Below are 20958 nucleotides of genomic sequence, written 5' to 3' on the forward strand. Positions count from 1 at the left end.
TTTTTTTATAAAACAAGACTTTACTTAATTTTATATTAAAAGCCTTGGAATATCTTATTTATACTAAAATCTGACACATGTGACTATTGTAATTTGTTAAAAAAAAGAGTGTTATTAGCAAACATTTTTCAAATTAGCTGATGGACATGTCTAATTTAAGTACAACTCATCAATTTGACGTGGTTATTGTGGGGAGTGGCGGTGCAGGCTTAAGTTTAGCCTTATCTTTGCCTGAACATTTTAATATTGCTGTTTTAGCGAAATCAACCTTAACCGATGCAAGCACATATTTTGCACAAGGTGGTGTTGCTGCTGTACTTGATGAAACAGATTCAATTCAACAGCATATTGATGACACTATGATTGCAGGCGCACAGTTATGTGAGATTGATGCAGTCAAACATACCGTTGAAGGTGGTCGACCTTCTGTCGATTTTTTACTCAACCATGGTGTGCAGTTTACATTAGATGAAGATGAACAATTACATCTCACTCGTGAAGGTGGACATTCACAACGTCGCATTATTCATTCAGCCGATGCCACAGGTAAAGCCATTTCGACCACACTGGTTCAACGCGCTCAAGAAAAGAAAAATATTCATATTTTTGAAAATTACATTGCGATTGATTTAATCACCACACATAAATTAGGACATAAACAACAGCCCAATCGTGCGGTCGGTCTTTATGCACTTGATGAAAACAACGAAAAAGTTCATACCTTTTTAGCGCCATTTACTGCCCTTGCTTGTGGTGGTGCAATGAAAGCTTATTTATATACATCAAATCCTGATATTGCCACAGGCGATGGTATTGCCATGGCATATCGTGCAGGCTGTCGTGTCGCAAATATGGAATTTAATCAATTCCATCCAACCTGTTTATATCATCCTCAAGCACGCTCATTTCTGATTACGGAAGCAATGCGTGGTGAAGGTGCGTATTTACGTTTACCTGATGGTGAACGCTTTATGCTGCGCTTTGATGAACGTGCTGAACTTGCACCACGAGACATTGTTGCACGCGCCATTGATTATGAAATCAAACGCTTAGGCATCCGTCATGTCTGGTTAGACATCAGTCATAAACCAGCTGAATTTGTTAAAGAACATTTCCCGACCTTATACGCGCGCTTATTGGAACTTGGTATTGATATCACTAAGGATATGATCCCAGTTGTTCCCGCTGCGCACTATACTTGCGGTGGTGTGGTGGTCGATGAACATAGCCAAACTGATTTAGCTGGTTTATATGCGATTGGTGAAACGTCATATACAGGGTTACATGGGGCTAACCGTATGGCCAGCAATTCACTGCTTGAATGCTTTGTATATGGTATGAGTGCTGCCAAGGACATAGAGGCAAAGTTTAATCATCACTTTGATATACCGACCGTGCCTGAATGGGATGCTTCACAATCGACCAATCCTGATGAAGATGTTGTGATTCTGCAAAACTGGGATGAGCTCCGCCAAACCATGTGGAACTATGTCGGAATTGTAAGAACCACAAAACGTTTACAACGAGCATTGCATCGTATTGAAATGTTGAAGAAAGAAATTACTGAATATTATCAGGATTATCATGTCAGTAAGAACTTGATTGAACTGCGTAATTTGGTCATGGTTTCAGAGATGATTGTTCGTTGTGCTATGCAGCGTAAAGAATCACGAGGTCTACACTACACGCTTGATTATCCTGAGCTTTCACCTGAGTTAAGAAAAACGGTATTAACACCACCAAACTTTACAGTTGAAACCCCATTGGTAAATGAAGCAGTTTAAAATCCTTTGAAATCACAAAAAATAGTCAGATCACTCTGGCTATTTTTTATGGAGATATTATCAATTTTTACTTTTAGCTTTAGTGGTTTCAAAATTTTATATGCATCAGCATAATTCACTGAATATAAATCAAAGCTTTTTTTATTATTTGATCATGTTTCATCAATTACTAAAAATGGGTTTTTTCATTCTGAGTAAAACAAAGCACTTGAGCAAGAACAAAGCACTGCTTTGTTTGTAGCGCAAGAATGTGATAACACAAGGAGAGGCACCGCTACAGATATAGTAGCGCAAGGTCAGACATCGTCTACGCAAATCAATTTAAATTTTTCAAGCTAAAATGCGACAGTGCAAATCTTTTAATAATTCATAAAGTTATAAATTCATTTTGATAAAATGCAATAAATTCTTCTACTTAAAAATAAAACCTTATGTTTGCTGCATATAATTTCGAGGAGAAAGCTGCATTATTTTCTTAAACATTACAATAAATGAGCTATCACTATCATAGCCTAATTTCATCGCAACCTGATGCACTGAATCTCCTTCTGTTAACCACTGTAATGCCAGTACAACATGTAACTTTCTTCGCCATTGATTAATACTCATCCCTGTCGTTTGATGAAAAGTTCGTGTAAGGCTTCGTTCACTCATACAGCATAACTTTGCCCATTCAGCCAAACTTTGATTCTGCTCAGGATGCTTTAATAAATGGCGGGTCAATTTAACTAAACGAAGATCTTGTGGAATGGGTAAATAAAATGTTGGCTTTACAACTAATTGAATTTCATCTAACAAGCATTGCTGCAAACGGAAGTCTTTTTCTGAAAATACCGTATCAGACAAGGTTTCAACTCTTTCCAATAAGGCATTCAGCAAATTTGTCACTTGCAACATGGTGCAATTCGGTTCTAAAAGATGATCAAGTTGGCGGTCAATAAATGCAACATAGCCAGAAGAGACACCATAACTACTGACTTTATGTGGCACATTTGATGGAATCCATAAAGCCTGTTGCGCAGGAACAACCCAAATACCAGATGGTGTTTCCACAGTAATTAAGCCATTCACTGTCATCATCAATTGGCTTTTTACATGCTGATGTGACGCAAGCTCCCAATCAGGAACTTGCTGATGTATTTTTAATACAATAATTGCTTGGTCTATTTGATCTACAAAAAAAGGATCCACATTATCAAGCATGGTTTGCCTATATATTTATCACTTTAAAACAGCGTCGATGACTTTCTGCGCTTGTTGTTGATTGTCTACAATAAACATCGGATAGCCTGTAAACTTAATAAAGTTATTGGCAAATTTTTGCGTCTCAAGTCGAATATTTTCATCAGGTTCAATATGAATCAATGCTTTCACATATTGGGTTAAAATTTCACGTTTTGCTTTAACCCATGCTGCAACTTGCTTGCGTTCTTCATGATCATTTTTTTGTTCAGGAAAGGCCCCTTCACTGATAAAAACAAAAGTTTCTTTGCGACTCAATAATGACTCATAAATTGCAATTGTTTCATCAACTGAAACTGCATCTTCAGCTTGATAACTAATACGAACGATTGGAAAGTTTTCTAAATTTTGAATAAACATGATAACCACCATAAATGAGAATAATTATCATTGTATGGATTTATACAGATCGTACATTACTAAATTCAGCCAAAAAATACGGTATTCCAGCCAAATTTAACAGCGAGTTTAGTCTTTATTTTTTCCATAATAAATACGATGCGCTATATGAAAAGTTTCAGCATGTAATTTTGCTAAATCATCTAAGTTCTGATAGCCCCCTGCAAGTACAAACATGATCGGAATATTGTCACGTTTAGCAAGGTTAAACACCATTTCATCTCTTTTTTGAATCAACTCTGTCGTAAACCATGCTGAACCATAAGGATCTGCTTGATGACAATCCATCCCTGCCTGATAAATAATAATATCTGCTTTCCATTCATTGGCTCGCTGAAACGCTTCATGCAATGCCATGGTATATTGAGCAAAACTTCCATGCTTGGTGTGAATATGACGGCTTTCCGCCCGCTCATACGTGGGGTAGCCAAAAGCCAATCCGTAAATACTAAAATTATATAAATTATCTAATCTGCGAGTAAAATCAGCCGTCCCATCACCACCATGCTGATCGCAATCCAAAATAAAGATGCGCTTATTTGCATAATGTTGTGCAATTAATGCCAAACCATTAAAAGTACAATATGAGCCGCCATATTCATAATTGGCATGGTGAAACCCTTGCGCAATATTGGCGGCAATCCCATGTTGGAATGCCAGTTCAGTTGCCAACAATTGCCCAGCATTGATGGAGAGTACCGCATCCCTTAATTGTTCATTCCAAGGCTTAAAACCAGCAAACGTTGCCAGTTTTGCCGGTTGTCCTGTTAAAAAAGCCTCAACATATTTAGGCGAATGTAAGGCCTTTAAAATTTCTGGATCAATTTGTTGTGGTTCATGAAATTTATAATGATTAAATTGCTGTAGTTGCTCTGCGACTGCAACAAGTTTTTCCATGCTATTGGTATGTGTTTGAGCAAAATAGCGTGGAGAAAAACAAACATTTAACATAAAGCTATCCGAGACTGAGTGCTCTCAATTGTGATTTTGCAACATCATTGAGTTGTTTTATAAGTGTTGTGTCAGGACTAAAAAGCCCATTATTCACTTGTTGTTCAAAATGTGTCGTAAATGCCCTTTGTCGATTCTCAGGTGAAATGGCTAAAGTGGTTAATCGCAAAAACCAAAAACCTTGAATTTCTTTATAGGGAATAATATAGCCTTTAAACTCTTGATTGGGGACTTTGTTGGCAATTTGTTCAATATCATAATCGACAGAAAATAAAGAACCAATCGGAATACGGATTCCATTCATCAATAAAGGTTGTAAATTTATACAGGAATGATTATCCCCCATGTTCATTTTTTCAATCAACAGCGGACGATTTTGATCATCTACAAAAATGTTGATTGAGCCTTGTCTTAACATGGAACGATGGGCAATCTTTAAGAAAAATGCTTCTGCCATTGGACATGAGCCCACTTTAGGCTTGCCGTCAAGCGTCGCAATTTCAACATAACCTGTTTCATCTGCTGTTTTGGGTAAAATCACATCTTCCAACATAGCGCAAATCACATGGCTTTCTTCTAATTGTGCTTGTTGCGATAAGCGTCTTAAGTTTGCTTGGATTGCAACTTCTTGTTCAACTAAGGCTTTAAACTCATCATCTTTGGCTTGAGTAAGAAAATTTTGAATCGATTTATTTTGATCTAAGTTATGCCAATCATCAATATCTAAACCATAAGCATTTTTTTGCTCAAGGATCTTTTTTAATTTCTTAAAATCATAATCTTTAAATATTTTTAAATCAGTTGCTTCAACTTGATCACGCGGAAAATTAATGTACTCAGCCAATACGCGTGTAGCCTGCGTATAACCGCAACCACGGCGTTCAGTTTGATGTGAATAGTGTTCATTCAACATCTCCGTCAATTTATCTGATAAAGGAAAAACCTGTTCCTTAAACAAATCTACGACTTCATGACCTGATGACATATTCTTTATTCCATTTAATCTATATTAATTTTCAAAATAAACTATTTATTATGAATAAATTAGCATTATCCCTTGCAGAACTCAATATATCACTCAAGTTGTAATTGCATCTATATCAATCAATACAATTGATTGTTTATTATTCTTTTGATATTCATGATTCCATGCCCATACATGATTTAAGTATCCATTAAAGATCTTTCATAAATCAAAAAATGGCCATGTTGAGTGAATCAGATTGGTATTGAAAGTCCCTTCTCCCTTTGGGAGAAGGCTAGGATGAGGGGGATTTTATGATGATCTATGGCTTTAAAAAGGACTAATGCAAGAAGTCTATTGTTAATGACGCTATAACCAAAAATATAGATTGATGATCAAAACAATTTAACCAGCACTAAAAATAGTGAGCATTAACACACCATCAAAAAACCCAGTAAGGACTATAAAAAATTTCGTCCAATACGCACTTTTAAAATCCCTGAATGATTTATTTTTGTGGTGGAACAGAATACGTTCCTGTCACATGCGCAACAGGATCATCCGAACCTAAAGAATAAATCCAGACCTCACCGACAATTAAAGCTTTACCCACTTTCATCAATTTACACACGCCGCGAATATCAACACCACCTGTTGGCTTGCGTAAAAAATTAATATTCATATTGGTCGTAACTGTCAAACCGACTAAACCAATTTCACCCATAATCGCAACATAAAGTGCAAAATCAGCCAAGGCCATCATGGTTGGACCTGAAACAGTTCCGCCTGGACGTATATCTTGATCACTGACGTGCCAAACCAAAGAAGCTCCTTTTTCAGTTACTTCTTCAATTTCACAACGTTGTAAGCTAGGTGAAAAAAATTGCTGTAAGAATTGTACGATTTCAGCTTTCGAGCTTTTCATAATTAAAGTCTTTATATCCCTGACCTAAAACAATATAAAGACTTTTTCGGTTCAAAACACTAGGGGCTGTTGACAATTCATCTATGTTTGCGACTATAAGTGTTTTTTAGGCAATACTAGGCACGAAATACGAAATTTAGTCATTCTAAATGAGTGGTTCGTAACGAAGTAGTGACAAAAAACACTTAAGTCCCGAAGGGTTGTGACTAAAATTATCTCAGTCTGCGTTATGAAACTCGAAAATAGTCTCGCTATTCTCTTCCTTTCATGCCTTGCCTGCTCAATTTTAGCCTCCAACGCAAGCCATTTATGAAATGCCAACAGCCCCTTTATCGTTCAAATCAATAGAATAAATTGCTCAATTTCACTTATTTAGAGAATTGATTGGTATTTATTTTAAGTAGCTCAACGCCTCAGCAAATACTTGCTCTGGTGCTTGAGTCGCATCTAAGCGTTTCATTCGTTGAGAATCACGCAAATGAATTTCAGAAAACCCACTGCGTACCGATTCAAAAAACACCACTTTTTCTTGTTCAAAGCGGTCTAATGCACCGCGTGCGCGGGCACGGTTCATTCCCAATTCAATTGGCGCATCCAACCAAAAAGTAATATCTGGCATTTTAGAAACAAAATTTTCATTGAGCAGCTGTAATTTCTCTCGGCTTAACCCGCGACCAGCACATTGATAAGCAAAACTTGAATCGACAAAACGGTCACAGAGTACAATCTTGCCCTCAGCCAAGGCAGGTAAAATCACAGCTTCCAAATGTTGTGCTCGTGCTGCATACATCAGCAATAACTCCGTGTCATTACTCATCTGTTCGTCATGATTGACCGACAGCAATAATGAACGGATTTGTTCAGCTAACGGCGTACCACCAGGCTCACGTGTTAAAACAACCTGTTGACCTTGTTGTTGAAAGTAATCAAATAACTTTTGAATGAGCGTGGTTTTTCCTACACCTTCAGTACCTTCAAAACTTATAAACATGCTCATTCCTTAATTCTTAGACCGCATAACTTGAATATATTCTTGCACTGCACGATTATGATCATTCAGATTGGCTGTGAATTTGTGCCCACCATTACCTGTAGCAACAAAGTAAATGTTTTCAGAGTTATCTGGATGCATCGTCGCTTCAATGGCTTTTTTACTTGGTAATGCAATCGGTGTTGGCGGTAAACCATTGATCGTATATGTATTATAAGCACTCGGAGTACGTAAATCCTGCTTTGAAATCTTACCCGTATATTTATCACCCATCCCGTAAATCACGGTAGGATCGGTTTGTAAACGCATGCCCAGTTTTAAACGACGATAGAACACACCTGAAACCTGACGTAACTCGCTGTCTACACTGGTTTCTTTTTCAATAATCGATGCCATGATTAAGGCTTCATATTTATTTTTATAAGGTAAATCTGGCGCGCGTTTTTCCCAAGCTTCATCTAAAATTTTCATTTGACGTTGGTACAGGTCAGTCAAGATTTGCTTATCCGTTACACCTTTATCAAAGAAATAAGTATCAGGTGCAAATAAACCTTCTGGGTGATCATAAGGAATATTTAAGGCTTTTAGCATTTCACCACTCGGAAGCTGAATCACCGATTTTTCAACCAATGGATCTTTTTTTAATGACTGAATTAATTGCTTCGCTGTCGTCCCTTCTATCACCAAAAGTCGGCTCATCTGGGCATTTTCAATATTAGAAACCATTTCTAATACTTGGCGTACATTCATACCTTTAGTGACTTCATACACACCAGCTTTCATGGTGTCATGAATGAAAATTTTCCGATAAAGCTTAAGAATGATTGGAAAACTAACCTTATCGTCCTTGGCCAATTGATCAATAAAACCGGTATAGGTTTCACCATTTGAAATAGACAGCTTTTGTTTTTGACCCGTCACTGGATACGCTTTAAAAATACTCATTTTTAAAATGATTGCAGTTATGATCAAAAAAACAACCAGAACGATCGCAATGCCTTTATAGATGTTATTGCTCACTTGGGCTTGAGTTTTCTTTTTAGATTTTGGCTTAGGTTTGGTTTTAGGCATGAGAATTAAACTGACTTAAATTTAAAGTATTAAATAACTCAACACAGGATTGAGTGTCTAGATGTTGATGATTCAACGTTTCGACCACTTTCATTGGACTGAGGGCATTGCAAAAGAACAGGCTTTGAAAATGTCGAATTTCATCCATATCGATAAAACGCTGTTCACAGGTGACACCATAATGTTGCATCCGTGACAAAATCTCGGCACGCATCACACCATGTACACCATTATAACGAAGTTCAGGCGTAATCCATCTATTGTTTATCCGAATAAAACAATTACTGCTCACACCTTCAACAACTGAACCTTGTACATCTGTGACTAATGCTTCTAACCAGCCTTTTGCCTGAGCTTCTTTTTTCAGTAACACTTGTTCTAAACGGTTTAAGGTTTTTAAACCCACCAAATTCGGCATCAATAAACCAATTGCTTGATCCAATACACCACTGTGAATTAATTCAGGCTGGAAGCACGCGGTTGTTTTTGGATAATAAACCACATAAAGATCGGCCTCATGTTCAGGCATCGCATAGCCACGATCGCCATCGCCTCGACTAATGATGATCTTCAATGTACCGTTTAATATTCCATTTTTTTGTCTTAAACATTGTAGCGTCTGATCCAACAACTCAAAATTCACATCTAAAAATAAACGTTCAGCTGCCAACTTCAATCGAGCACGATGTAAAAGTTCCAACTCCATAACATCTTGATGTAATCGAACTGTGCTAAAACAACCATCTCCATAATGAAATGCTCGATCTAAAAGTGAAATAGAATCAACAAATTGAGCATTTTTAAAACAGATCATTAAGCAATTTCCTATGGCTTTGCACGAATACTATAAGCAATATCAGCATTTTCTTTTTCTCTTTTATTCATATAAAATTCGTTTTTTATTATTTTTTATGGATAAAGACTAGCGTTATCCTCACTCCATCTTACCGAACTTCAGAATTAAATGGGGCAAAAAAATGCAGTTCTCTAAACTTAAATTTGCTGTGGCAGCAGTACTGATCTCAACCACATCTTTCAGCGTTGCTGCAAAAGATTTTTTAAATGTATCTTATGATCCAACACGAGAATTGTACGATAACTTTAACAAACAATTTGCAACGTTTTGGAAATCTAAAACGGGTCAAGACATCCAGTTTAAACAATCACATGGTGGCTCTGGTAAACAAGCACGCGCGGTTATTGATGGTTTGCAAGCAGATGTAGTGACTTTAGCATTAGCAGCAGATATCGACGCAATTGCGCAAAATACAAATTTATTGCCAAAAGACTGGCAAAAGAAATTCCCACAAAACTCTACACCGTACACATCAACAATCGTTTTCCTCGTCCGTAAAGGTAACCCGAAAGGCATCAAAGACTGGGGCGATTTGGTAAAACCAGGTGTAGAAATTGTAACACCAAACCCTAAAACTTCAGGTGGAGCACGCTGGAACTATTTAGCAGCATGGGCTTGGGCAAAACATAAATATGGTTCAGACGCGAAAGCACAAGAGTTTGTACGTCAAATTTATAAACAAACTAAAGTACTTGATTCTGGTGCACGTGGTTCTACGACGACATTTGCAGAACGTGGCATTGGTGATGTGTTATTGGCTTGGGAAAATGAAGCGTATTTATCTACACGTGAACAACCAGGTAAATTTGAAATCATTACCCCATCACTGTCGATCTTGGCAGAACCACCTGTCGCAATTGTTGAAAAGAATGCTGAAAAAGACGGTAACTTAAACTTAGCAAAAGCATATTTAAATTATCTGTATTCACCTGCTGGTCAAGACATTGCAGCGAAAAACTTCTACCGTCCGCGTAATGCAGCAATCTTGCAAAAGTATGCGACAACATTCAAACCGTTAAAATTGGTCACAATTGATAAAGAGTTTGGTGGTTGGACTAAAGTTCAAAAGCAACATTTTGAAAATAATGGTGTTTTTGATCAAATCGTCAAAGCCAATGCAAGTAGCAAATAACTGTTTAAAATAAACTTAAGCGAAAGGAAACAGGAGCATAGACATGATTCATACAATTATTGTTCCAGGCGTTGGTGGTAGTGATTACGATCACTGGCAGTCTAAATTACAACGTGAACTCATGTCTTGCTCGCGCGTACAACAACAAGATTGGAACTTACCTATTCTTAAAGACTGGATTGCCCAATTTGTTGCGACTGTCGTCAATGCTACGCAACCTGTTCAAATTGTTGCACATAGTTTCGGATGTTTAACCACGGTTGCTGCTTTGGCTCAGCACCCTGAAATCGCAGCTAAAGTAAGAAAAATTATTTTAGTTGCACCAGCTAATCCAGCACGTTTTGGTGAGGCTGGTTTTGCTCGAAACAGTATCGGTGACTATGAAGCTTATTTTCATGAGTTGAAAATTACAGTCCCTGCTGAAATGATTATTTCTGAAAATGATCCTTGGTTAAATTTTGAAGATGCACAGAAGCTTGCGAAAGCGTGGAAAATTAGGCCGCGAAATTTAGGTCAGGTTGGGCATATCAATGTTGCATCAGGCTTTGGACACTTTCCTGAAATTTATGATCATTTAATTTTTGATAAGCAAAACTTCTTTATCAGTAATACTGATGACAACAAGTTGTTATTTAAATTTGCAATTTAATCATTGCCTTTTAAGCTTGCAAAATCGTTTTAAATTTGCTTATTGATTTCAATAAGCTTTCTCTCTTTTGAGGAGTCATCATGTCGCAGCGATCCCGAGTGCTGCCAGGTTTTGGTCTTTCACTAGGCTTCACCCTAGCGTATCTATCATTAATCGTACTGATACCACTGTCTGCCGTATTCATAAAATCATTAGGCGTAGGTTGGGATGGTTTATGGGAAATCTTGAGCTCTGAACGTATTTTAAAATCATTACAGCTCAGTTTTACCACCGCCCTAATTGCAGCCTTGATCAATGTAATTTTCGGCTTTTTATTGGCTTGGTGCTTAGTCCGTTATTCATTCCCTGGTAAACGTATAGTAGATGCATTGGTGGACTTACCCTTTGCATTACCTACAGCGGTCGCAGGTATTGCGTTAACCTCTTTATATGCATCAACAGGTTGGATTGGTCACTTGCTTGAGCCTTTAGGGATTAAAATTGCCTATACCTCACTGGGTATTACGCTTGCTTTAATTTTTATTGGTATTCCTTTTGTGGTTCGTACAGTACAGCCAGTTTTAAGTGATCTTGAAACTGAGCTAGAAGAAGCCGCTTCTGCATTGGGTGCAAATCGTTTTCAGATCGTGACAAGAATCATTTTACCGATTTTGTTTCCGGCCTTACTGACTGGCTTTGCATTGGCATTTGCTCGCGGTGTAGGTGAATATGGTTCGGTCATCTTTATTGCAGGAAATATTCCTTACGAAACTGAAATTGCTCCGTTAATGATCATTACCCGTCTTGAAGAATATGATTATGCAGGTGCGACGACAATTGCAGTGGTGATGCTGGTGATTTCTTTCTTTATCTTGTTCCTAATTAACTTGGTACAAGCTTGGGCAAGTCGCCGTACAGGGAGAACCGCACGATGAGCTTAAATACCAACAGCAATGCTTTGGCTGAAAAACTGCAATCTCGTGATGCGACACGTGAACCAGCTTGGGTACGTAATACCCTACTGATTATTGGTCTGATTTTCTTTTTAGGCTGCTTAATTCTACCGTTGGTGCTTATTTTTGTTGAAGCATTTAAACAAGGGATTCAAGTCTACTTTGCCTCACTGGTTGACCCTTATACCCTGTCTGCGGTCAAACTCACCTTATTGACTGCTGCCATTGCAGTACCTTTAAATGTGATTTTTGGTGTTACAGCAGCATGGTGTGTTGCCAAGTTTAATTTCCGTGGAAAATCATTCTTAACCACCATTATTGATACACCATTTTCAGTCTCACCCGTGATTGCAGGTTTAATGCTGGTTTTGATCTTTGGCTCACAAGGTTGGATTGGATCATGGTTAATTGAACATGATATTAAAATCCTCTATGCGACACCGGCCATTATCCTTGCAACTGTATTTATTACCGTTCCTTTTGTTGCACGTGAATTAATTCCATTGATGGAAGCACAAGGAACAGAAGAAGAAGAAGCTGCAATTGTGCTGGGTGCTTCGGGTTGGCAAACCTTTTGGAAAATTACCATTCCAAATATTAAATGGGGTCTCATTTATGGCGTGATTTTGTGTAATGCACGCGCCATGGGTGAATTCGGTGCAGTATCTGTGGTTTCAGGTCATATTCGTGGCGAAACCAATACCTTACCGTTGCATATTGAAATTTTATATAACGAACCAAATTCGATTAGTGCTGCTTTTGCCGTCTCAACATTGTTAGCATTTTTGGCCATCATTACCCTAATTTTAAAAACATGGGTTGAATATCGCCAAGAAAAACAAGATCGCGAAAGTAAAGAATCAACTGTTTCTTAAGGAATTGCACATGAGTATTCAAGTTAAAAATATTGAAAAAAACTTCGGTGCATTCCATGCACTTAAAAACATATCGCTAGATTTTCCAGAAGGTCAATTGGTTGCCCTGCTTGGTCCTTCTGGCTGTGGTAAAACCACATTACTGCGTATTATTGCTGGTTTGGAATCAACGGATAGAGGACAAGTTATCCTTGAAGGTACAGATGCAACTAATATTCACGTGCGTGAACGTCAAGTTGGTTTTGTATTTCAGCATTACGCACTGTTCCGTCATATGACTGTTTATGACAATGTTGCATTTGGTTTACGTGTTCGTCCAAAGGCGACTCGACCAAATGAAACTGAAATCAAAAAACGTGTTACCCGTTTATTGGATTTGGTACAACTTGGTTTCTTGGCAGATCGTTATCCAGCGCAATTGTCTGGTGGTCAACGCCAACGTATTGCATTGGCACGTGCCTTAGCTGTTGAACCACGTGTATTGCTCTTAGATGAACCATTTGGTGCATTGGATGCCAAAGTACGTAAAGAATTACGCCGTTGGTTACGGACTTTACATGATGAATTACATATCACGTCAATCTTTGTAACCCATGACCAAGAAGAAGCCTTAGAAGTTGCTGATCAAATCGTGGTGATGAACAAAGGTGATATTGAACAGATTGGTTCACCGCGTGAAGTTTATGAAAAGCCTGCAACCCCGTTTGTATTTGACTTTTTAGGTCAAGCAAACCGTTTTGAAGGTGAAAACCATCAAGGCATCATTCAAATTGGTGAAGATCGCATCCAACTGCCTACGGCGACACAAACCGCAAATGGTAAAGTGATTGCCTTTGCTCGTCCAAATGAATTGAAAATTCACACGCAACCGACTGAAAATACAATTCAAGCAACCTTCTTACGTGAGTTGTGGATTGCGGGTAAAGTCATGGCAGAGTTACAAGATCGTCAAGGACAACTGATTGAAATTGCTTTAAATCCTGATGAAGCAAAATTACATCAATATCGACCAAATCAAACAGTTTGGGTAAGTGCATCTACACTTCACCTATTTGAAAATCAAGTCGCGTAATCGACGACAGGATGAATATTACCCCTATTCATCCACATTTGAGGTATCGAACATCATGAACTTTCAACAATTACGAATTATCCGAGAAACAGTTCGTCAAAATTACAACTTAACCGAAGCATCTGCTGCACTTTATACTTCGCAATCTGGTGTCAGTAAGCATATTAAAGATTTAGAAGATGAATTGGGTGTCCAACTGTTTGTTCGTAAAGGCAAACGGTTATTAGGTTTGACAGAACCTGGTCAAGCGCTGTTGAGTATTGTTGAACGCATGCTTATTGATGCTGACAATATTAAACGTCTTGCCGATGATTTTAATAAAGTTGATGAAGGTACGCTTACAATCGCAACAACACATACACAAGCACGTTATGTGTTACCACCGATTGTCAATTTATTTAAAAAAGCATTTCCCAAAGTTCATTTGATTTTGCAACAAGCTAGCCCTGTTGAAATCTCTGAAATGTTATTGCTTGGTTTGGCTGATATCGGTATTGCAACTGAATCTCTAACCACTGAAGATAATTTGGGCAGTGTATCTTTCTATAACTGGAAACACAGTATCATTACGCCACAAGATCACCCACTGACTAAGCTGAATCCTAAAGAGATTACCTTAGAAAAATTGGCTGAATTTCCAATTATCACCTACCACGGTGGTTTTACAGGACGTTCTAAAATTGATAAAGCATTTGAAGATGCCAATTTAGATGTAGATATCGTCATGTCAGCACTGGATGCCGATGTGATCAAAACCTATGTTGAACTGGGAATGGGTGTTGGTATTGTCAATGATGTCGCTTATGACACAGAGCGTGATAAGCGTCTAAAACAAATCGATACTGATATTTTTGGTTTAAATACAACATGGATTGCGGTTCGTAAAGGCCATTTACTTCGTGGCTATGGCTATGAGTTTATTTCACTCTGCTCACCAGAAGCCGATATCAAAGCATTGAAAAAAATTGCCTATCCTGATGATTAAACTTTGAGATAAATGATTAAGAAAGAAATTAAGTCATCAAGGAATAAATCGTCAATAAAGAAACCATCAAATAGTCATGATGATCAAAGATAGAGAGCTACGGCTCTCTTTTTTATCATTTAAAAATTAAACACAAACTTTTAAGAATAATTAATCTATTTGATTTTATTTAATATTTTATTATAAGCATGGCTTTTTAGTATAAAATTTAGTCTTATCTTTATCACTGATCAATTTATTTCGGGGGGGAATGAATGAATTCTATTGCTTGGGGCTTAACCCTTGGAAGTTTTGTTCCTCTTTTTAGCCATGCCGCAGGTATGGAGAAATCTGACCAGTCTATCCTTGCTTTTTTAGAACCGAATCATTATGTAGAATTGTCTTATGCAGGGCTCTATGCAGATGTTTCAGGGCAACTCCCTCAACATGAGCAATTCAAACAACTCGGCGTTGAAGATTTTTCCACAGGCAACCTTGTCAACAATTACCACTTTGTCAATGCTGCTGCAAAACTGCAAATGGCCCCACAACTTTCATTTGGACTGATTTATGATCAGCCTTATGGTGTTGATCTTAGTTATGAATATCGCCCACAGAGCTTTGCTGGAAAGCAACTTTTAGAATCGGGTCAATTTAATTTTAAAAGCCAAAATCTTTCGATGCTCTTGGGTTATCAACCTAATACGAATTGGAATATATATGCTGGCGGCATTTATCAACAGTTCGAGGGTGAACTCAAAGTCTTTGGAGCAAACTATTCAGCGATGAGTGGCTATCATGCACAGCTAAAACAAAGTTCAGGTCATGGTTGGCTTGCAGGTTTAAGCTATCAAATTCCAGAGTATGCAGTAAAAACTGCGATTACCTATCGCTCCAAGATCAATCATCAATCTGCAATCACTGAGGATGTGGCAGCGCAAACTTTAAGTATTATTCCTTCTGCGAAAACACAAATCACCACACCTCAATCCGTCAATCTGGATCTTCAGACAGGTTTAACACCATCGAATATTCTTTATGGCAATTTGAGGTGGGTCAATTGGAAAGATTTTGAAATTCAACCTAGACAATTTGGTGCAGTGGTTAAGATTGCTGCTGAACAATACCCTGAACTGATCAAACCTTTTAATCTGATTGATTACAACAAGGATCAATGGTCTGTAAAGCTTGGGCTTGCGCATGTATTTTCACAGCAATGGGTTGCCACTACAGATATTTCATGGGACTCAGGCAATGCTAATCCCGCTGGAACCTTAAATCCTTCTGATGGCTTTTATGCTCTAGGCTTGGGTGCTTTATATAACATCAATCCGCAGAGCTTTATTTCTTATGGGGTTAAATATTTTAAATTCAATAAAGCAAAAGTTAGCGACTTAGATGCCAATACTTCAATTGTCCAAAATTCAACTTTATCTGAAGTGGGCCATAATGATGCTTTTGCACATGGAATTCGAGTTGGCTATCGCTTTTGATTCATCTAAAAATTCAATTCAGCTATCAAAAATACCAAGTTCAAAATAAAAAACGAGCCGAAGCTCGTTTTTTATTACATGATAATCAATAAATTACCAATGGTAGCTTACGCCCACTTTACCAACTGGTAACCATTTATATTTGTCATCGTTACGGATTTTGTTTTCTTCAGCAGCTAAATCTCTATCAAAATTAGCACCGTTTACGTTTACGAACTCACCTTTTGAAGCTAAGTTTACAGATGGGTTACCAGTATAGTACGCACCAACTTCACCGAATACACCAATATTTTTAGTGATCTTAGGCGCAAAACCAAAACCTACATATGGAGCAATATTGTTTTCATAGCTCATTTTCCCTGAAACTTCACCATTAAAGTTATAGTTATTTCCATTTACTTTAATAGTGCCGTCATTTGAGCGCTTTTTCAGATCATACTCAGAATCTACATAGCCTACACCAGCTGCTACATATAAACCTTGAGCCCAAATATTCTGACTAGCACCCCAAGGGCGAATCTCAGCATTTAAATAAGCTAACTTATTGTCCATATCTGCATCGTATTTTGTACCGTTGATAGAAACATCATCAGTCCAAGAAATATCACCACCGTTATAACCCAATGCTAAACCAACATAAGGGTTTGCAGTCCAAAGTAAAGCACCACCGTAACCTGTTGTACCGACTTCAAGACGAGCGCCTGTAGGGATTAATTGGTTTGCTTCAAATGCATAACCTTGGTCAACAACAGACCCATCAGCCATTGCTAAACCAGAAGCAGATAATGCAGCTGTAACAGCCAATAATTTTAACACTTTCATTTATGTCTCCTCAAAAAATAGAGTTTGTTCTTTAATCATTAATGTGTTGGACTCGAAACGATCATATGTGATTCGTTCTTCACAATTAATAGAGAAATTGATTACTTTTTGTTATTTTTTGATACAATTGGATATTAATTGTTGTTTTTAAAAGAAATAAAATAAATAAAAACTTAACAATTCACTTATTTGGTTGTTTTATTTTAAATTATAAGATTAGTTTTTTCGATTGAAACTAGATTTTATATCTAATCCGAGTCGAATTTGGTGTAGAATCTTTTAAAATTTTTTGGGAAGGAAGATCATGTCTCAGCTTTCAACGATCATTGAACAAGCGTTTGAAAACCGTGCCAACTTTACAGCAGTAGATTGTCCTGCTGAAGTACGTCAAGCTGTTGAAGAAGCCATTGCTGGCTTAGATAACGGTACACTTCGTGTAGCTGAAAAAATTGACGGTGAATGGATTGTTCACCAATGGTTGAAAAAAGCTGTTTTATTGTCTTTTAAATTAAACGATAACAAGCCAATTGAATCATGTGATCTTCGTTTCTATGACAAAGTAGAGACTAAATTTACGGGTTGGACTGAAGAACAATTTAAAGCTGCTGGTGTACGTGTTGTACCACCTGCTGTTGCGCGTAAAGGTTCTTTCCAAGCGAAAAATGTCGTATTGATGCCTTCTTATGTAAACATTGGTGCTTATGTAGATGAAGGCACAATGGTTGATACATGGGCGACTGTAGGTTCATGTGCTCAAATCGGTAAAAATGTTCACCTTTCAGGTGGTGTAGGTATTGGTGGTGTACTTGAACCGCTTCAAGCAAACCCAACAATCATTGAAGATAACTGCTTTATTGGTGCACGTTCTGAAATCGTTGAAGGCGTGATTGTTGAAGAAGGCTCAGTCATTTCAATGGGCGTATTCATTGGTCAATCGACTAAGATTTTTGACCGTGAGACTGGTGAAATCCATTATGGTCGTGTACCAGCTGGATCTGTGGTTGTTTCAGGCAGCCTACCGTCTAAATGTGGTACATATAGTTTATATGCTGCAATTATTGTCAAGAAAGTTGATGCTAAAACGCGTGCTAAAACAAGCTTGAACGAATTGCTTCGCGAAGACTAATTTATATTCCCTCGTGGAATTTTAGTTATCTAGCGTAGCAATCGCTTCTCATCTCTACGGTCAATCGTGATCGTAGAGATTTTTCATTTTGTAATCTGTGGTAAATTTCATGAATTCTCTTCGTTCTTCGACTATTCCTGTTTCTGATCCGTCTGCGGGGCTGCGTATCACGGAGATTTTTTATTCATTGCAAGGTGAAGCCAACACTGCGGGTTTACCGACTGTTTTTATTCGTTTAACAGGTTGCCCATTACGCTGTACCTATTGCGATACCACCTATTCTTTTGAAGGTGGCGAACGCCAATCGCTTGACCAAATAATTCAAACAACATTAGATTATAAAACGCCTTATATCTGTGTCACAGGTGGCGAACCGCTCGCTCAGCCCAATGCCTTACCCTTAATGCAACGTTTGGCAGATTTAGGTTGTGAAGTTTCTTTAGAAACCAGCGGCGCTCTAGATGTCTCTAAAGTCGACCCACGTGTTTCAAAAGTTTTAGATTTAAAAACCCCAACTTCGGGTGAGGTTGCACGAAATTTACTCAGTAACCTTGATCATTTAACTCAACATGATCAAATCAAATTTGTGATTTGTAATCGTGAAGACTATGAATGGTCTAAACAGCAAGTTGAACAATACGCTTTAGCGCAAAAAGTCAGCACAGTATGGTTTTCTCCTGCTTTTGCAGTGGAAAAAGGTGCGGCACGTTTGCCTCAGCTTGCACGCGATTTAGCACAATGGATTTTAGAAGACCATCTCCCTGTTCGCTTCCAGTTGCAATTACATAAATTGCTTTGGAACGATGAAACTGGTCGTTAAATTTATCGTCAATTATTAATATTTGGAGAGTTGGATATGCGCCCTCGTGCCGTAGTCTTATTATCTGGTGGCTTAGACTCAACGACGTGTTTGGCTTGGGCTCAAGCAAACTATGACTGTATTGCCCTAAGTTTTATGTATGGTCAACGCTCTACCACTGAACTCGATGCAGCCCGCGCTTTAACACAACGTGCAGGTGTAGAACATCGTGTGATTAATATCGATTTAGGTAATTTAGGCGGTTCAGCGCTTACAGACCTTAACATTGATGTTCCTGATCATGAAACAGATGGTATTCCTGTAACTTATGTTCCAGCACGTAACACCATTTTCTTGTCTTATGCACTTGCAGCAGCAGAAGTTTTTGATGCTCAAGCGATCGTGATTGGTATCAATGCTGTTGATTATTCAGGATATCCTGACTGCCGCCCAGAGTTTATCGAGGCCTTTGCCAACATGGCTCGTCTTGCAACGAAAGTCGGTGTAGAAGGAAAACCTCTTAAATTTGAAACACCTCTGTTACATTTATCCAAAGCGAATATAATACGCTTAGGCATCGAACATGGCGTAGACTATAGTCAAACGGTTTCATGCTATCAAGCAGATGACCAAGGACGTGCTTGTGGCAAATGTGATAGCTGCCGACTTCGTAAAGAAGGTTTTAAGGATGCAGGTATTGCAGACCCAACACGTTATATACCGCAATAACAAGGTACTGTTTATGAAAAATTTAAAATCAAGTCTTATTCTTTCTGCTTTATTTTCAGCTTCGGCTTTAATGGGATCTACAGCTTTTGCTGCTGAATCAAATGCAGTTCAACAAGCCTATAAGAGTGCAAATGTTAAATCTGCACTTATTGGCGTGTGTAAAACAGAAACAGCTAAAGGTGGTAAATTAACTTCTGCTGAAGTAAGTAAATACTGTAGCTGTGCTGTTGAATCTGATGGTAAGTTAACCAACGATCAAAAATGGCAAATTCAAAGTGCCATTAACCAAAAGAAAAGCCCAGCAACACTTGCTTTCGTTCAAAAAAATAACCAAGACCTTCAAACATGTTTTGGTCCTCAGTTAACAGGTAAATTAAAAACCTTAACTGAAGAAGCAATGAAAGCAGCACAAGCGAAGAAATAATTTCTTCTTGTTGCAAAGAGCCTGCCCATGCAGGCTCTTTTTACAATTGGATGATACAAAACCATATGCAGGACCAATGGAATACTGTGATACAGCAACAAAAATTTGTTGCTTCATATAGTGGCGGGAAAGATAGTAGCCTAGCTTTATATCACGCTTTGCAAAGTGGGCAAGCCGTAGCTCTCATTGTCATGCTAGAAGAACATGGACAAAGATCTCGTTCTCATGCCATGCCGCTTGATATCATTGATGCCCAAGCAGAGCGGATTGGTTTACCTATACTCAAAGCATCAGCCACGTGGAATGACTATGAACATCAATTTGTAAATCTCCTCAATCAAACCAAACAACTGGGTGCAGAAGCACTTGTTACCGGTGATATTGATCTGATTGGACATGCGCAATGGAACCAATCTGTCTGTGAACAAAGCCAATTGCAGTTATGTATGCCATTATGGCAAAAACCTCGGCTCGACATTGTGGGTGAATTTATTCAATTGGGTTTTGTCAGCATCATTGTGACGATTAATTTAAACCTCGGTATGCAGGTTGAAGATTTGGGTAGAGTTTTAACAGCTGATTTTGTGGATGAATTAATCGAACGTGGGATTGATCCATGTGGTGAAGCTGGTGAATTTCATACCACGCTGATCGATGGTCCAATTTTTAAAAAGCCGCTTTTACTGAATAAAGGTGATATTCTCTATCATGAAAATTATGCCTTTTTAGCACTTGAACTTAAACACAACAGCATTTAA

At 38.1% G+C, this 20958-nt stretch carries 22 protein-coding genes; 13 read left to right on the plus strand and 9 right to left on the minus strand.

The window, feature by feature from the left end; translation table 11 throughout:
* The first annotated feature begins 140 nt into the window (after positions 1–140).
* The gene (nadB, locus tag AC07WY_RS07020) at positions 141–1784 is read left to right on the plus strand and encodes an L-aspartate oxidase (RefSeq protein ID WP_262781076.1); all 1644 of its coding nucleotides are present in this window, start codon (positions 141–143) and stop codon (positions 1782–1784) included.
* Between the two features lie 429 nt (positions 1785–2213).
* On the opposite strand, the gene AC07WY_RS07025 is transcribed toward nadB, so the two are convergent.
* From AC07WY_RS07025 to pabC, 8 genes are all read right to left on the minus strand, one after another.
* A complete protein-coding gene (locus tag AC07WY_RS07025; RefSeq protein WP_494736045.1) occupies positions 2214–2987 on the minus strand; it encodes an AraC family transcriptional regulator in 774 nt (257 codons plus the stop codon).
* An 18-nt stretch (positions 2988–3005) separates the two neighbouring features.
* Positions 3006–3386 carry a hypothetical protein gene (locus tag AC07WY_RS07030; protein WP_034616260.1) on the minus strand — a complete coding sequence of 127 codons (381 nt, stop codon included), beginning with the start codon at positions 3384–3386 and terminating at the stop codon, positions 3006–3008.
* A gap of 108 nt (positions 3387–3494) precedes the next feature.
* Entirely contained in the window at positions 3495–4376 is an 882-nt protein-coding gene (locus AC07WY_RS07035; RefSeq protein WP_034616257.1) for an arginase family protein, read from the minus strand.
* A gap of 4 nt (positions 4377–4380) precedes the next feature.
* Entirely contained in the window at positions 4381–5361 is a 981-nt protein-coding gene (locus AC07WY_RS07040) for a hypothetical protein (RefSeq protein WP_004823139.1), read from the minus strand.
* A gap of 487 nt (positions 5362–5848) precedes the next feature.
* Positions 5849–6265 (minus strand): PaaI family thioesterase, encoded by a 417-nt coding sequence (locus AC07WY_RS07045; protein ID WP_151803289.1) that lies wholly within the window; start codon positions 6263–6265, stop codon positions 5849–5851.
* A 391-nt stretch (positions 6266–6656) separates the two neighbouring features.
* Positions 6657–7256, minus strand: a complete 600-nt coding sequence (gene tmk, locus AC07WY_RS07050; RefSeq protein ID WP_419335409.1) for a dTMP kinase — start codon at positions 7254–7256, stop codon at positions 6657–6659.
* A gap of 9 nt (positions 7257–7265) precedes the next feature.
* Positions 7266–8327: an endolytic transglycosylase MltG gene (mltG, locus tag AC07WY_RS07055; protein WP_494736046.1), complete on the minus strand. Its 1062-nt coding sequence runs from the start codon at positions 8325–8327 to the stop codon at positions 7266–7268.
* On the minus strand, positions 8320–9141 hold the full coding sequence (gene pabC / locus AC07WY_RS07060; protein WP_096734779.1) for an aminodeoxychorismate lyase: 822 nt from the start codon (positions 9139–9141) through the stop codon (positions 8320–8322). The genes mltG and pabC overlap by 8 nt, the downstream gene beginning before the upstream one ends.
* A 163-nt stretch (positions 9142–9304) precedes the next feature.
* On the opposite strand from pabC, the gene AC07WY_RS07065 reads away from it, so the two are divergent.
* The 7 genes from AC07WY_RS07065 to AC07WY_RS07095 all read left to right on the plus strand — a co-directional run bounded on the left by AC07WY_RS07065 (position 9305) and on the right by AC07WY_RS07095 (position 16300).
* Positions 9305–10315 (plus strand): sulfate ABC transporter substrate-binding protein, encoded by a 1011-nt coding sequence (locus AC07WY_RS07065; RefSeq protein ID WP_004823146.1) that lies wholly within the window; start codon positions 9305–9307, stop codon positions 10313–10315.
* A 43-nt stretch (positions 10316–10358) separates the two neighbouring features.
* Positions 10359–10964: an RBBP9/YdeN family alpha/beta hydrolase gene (locus AC07WY_RS07070; RefSeq protein ID WP_494736047.1), complete on the plus strand. Its 606-nt coding sequence runs from the start codon at positions 10359–10361 to the stop codon at positions 10962–10964.
* Positions 10965–11044: 80 nt separating this feature from the next.
* A complete protein-coding gene (gene cysT / locus AC07WY_RS07075; RefSeq protein ID WP_004717179.1) occupies positions 11045–11878 on the plus strand; it encodes a sulfate ABC transporter permease subunit CysT in 834 nt (277 codons plus the stop codon).
* Positions 11875–12771: a sulfate ABC transporter permease subunit CysW gene (cysW, locus tag AC07WY_RS07080; protein WP_004717181.1), complete on the plus strand. Its 897-nt coding sequence runs from the start codon at positions 11875–11877 to the stop codon at positions 12769–12771. The genes cysT and cysW overlap by 4 nt, the downstream gene beginning before the upstream one ends.
* A 10-nt stretch (positions 12772–12781) precedes the next feature.
* Positions 12782–13843: a sulfate/molybdate ABC transporter ATP-binding protein gene (locus AC07WY_RS07085; protein ID WP_004823148.1), complete on the plus strand. Its 1062-nt coding sequence runs from the start codon at positions 12782–12784 to the stop codon at positions 13841–13843.
* Between the two features lie 55 nt (positions 13844–13898).
* On the plus strand, positions 13899–14828 hold the full coding sequence (locus tag AC07WY_RS07090) for a CysB family HTH-type transcriptional regulator (protein ID WP_004717184.1): 930 nt from the start codon (positions 13899–13901) through the stop codon (positions 14826–14828).
* Between the two features lie 254 nt (positions 14829–15082).
* Positions 15083–16300, plus strand: a complete 1218-nt coding sequence (locus AC07WY_RS07095; protein ID WP_494736048.1) for an OmpP1/FadL family transporter — start codon at positions 15083–15085, stop codon at positions 16298–16300.
* Between the two features lie 93 nt (positions 16301–16393).
* Here AC07WY_RS07095 and carO read toward each other — a convergent pair whose 3' ends face one another.
* Complete coding sequence (gene carO, locus AC07WY_RS07100) at positions 16394–17122, minus strand: ornithine uptake porin CarO (RefSeq protein ID WP_004823152.1); 729 nt, start codon at positions 17120–17122, stop codon at positions 16394–16396.
* 304 nt (positions 17123–17426) lie between these two features.
* Between carO and dapD the strand changes: the two genes are divergently transcribed.
* The 5 genes from dapD (at position 17427) to AC07WY_RS07125 (ending at position 20958) form a co-directional block, all read left to right on the plus strand.
* Positions 17427–18248, plus strand: a complete 822-nt coding sequence (dapD, locus tag AC07WY_RS07105) for a 2,3,4,5-tetrahydropyridine-2,6-dicarboxylate N-succinyltransferase (RefSeq protein WP_034612558.1) — start codon at positions 17427–17429, stop codon at positions 18246–18248.
* A 109-nt stretch (positions 18249–18357) separates the two neighbouring features.
* Entirely contained in the window at positions 18358–19068 is a 711-nt protein-coding gene (queE, locus tag AC07WY_RS07110) for a 7-carboxy-7-deazaguanine synthase QueE (RefSeq protein ID WP_004717192.1), read from the plus strand.
* A gap of 36 nt (positions 19069–19104) precedes the next feature.
* A complete protein-coding gene (gene queC / locus AC07WY_RS07115) occupies positions 19105–19776 on the plus strand; it encodes a 7-cyano-7-deazaguanine synthase QueC (protein ID WP_004717194.1) in 672 nt (223 codons plus the stop codon).
* A gap of 13 nt (positions 19777–19789) precedes the next feature.
* Entirely contained in the window at positions 19790–20200 is a 411-nt protein-coding gene (locus AC07WY_RS07120; RefSeq protein ID WP_004717195.1) for a hypothetical protein, read from the plus strand.
* A gap of 65 nt (positions 20201–20265) precedes the next feature.
* Positions 20266–20958: a Dph6-related ATP pyrophosphatase gene (locus tag AC07WY_RS07125; RefSeq protein ID WP_494736049.1), complete on the plus strand. Its 693-nt coding sequence runs from the start codon at positions 20266–20268 to the stop codon at positions 20956–20958.

Source organism: Acinetobacter sp. GW821-FHT01C12 (assembly GCF_059422625.1).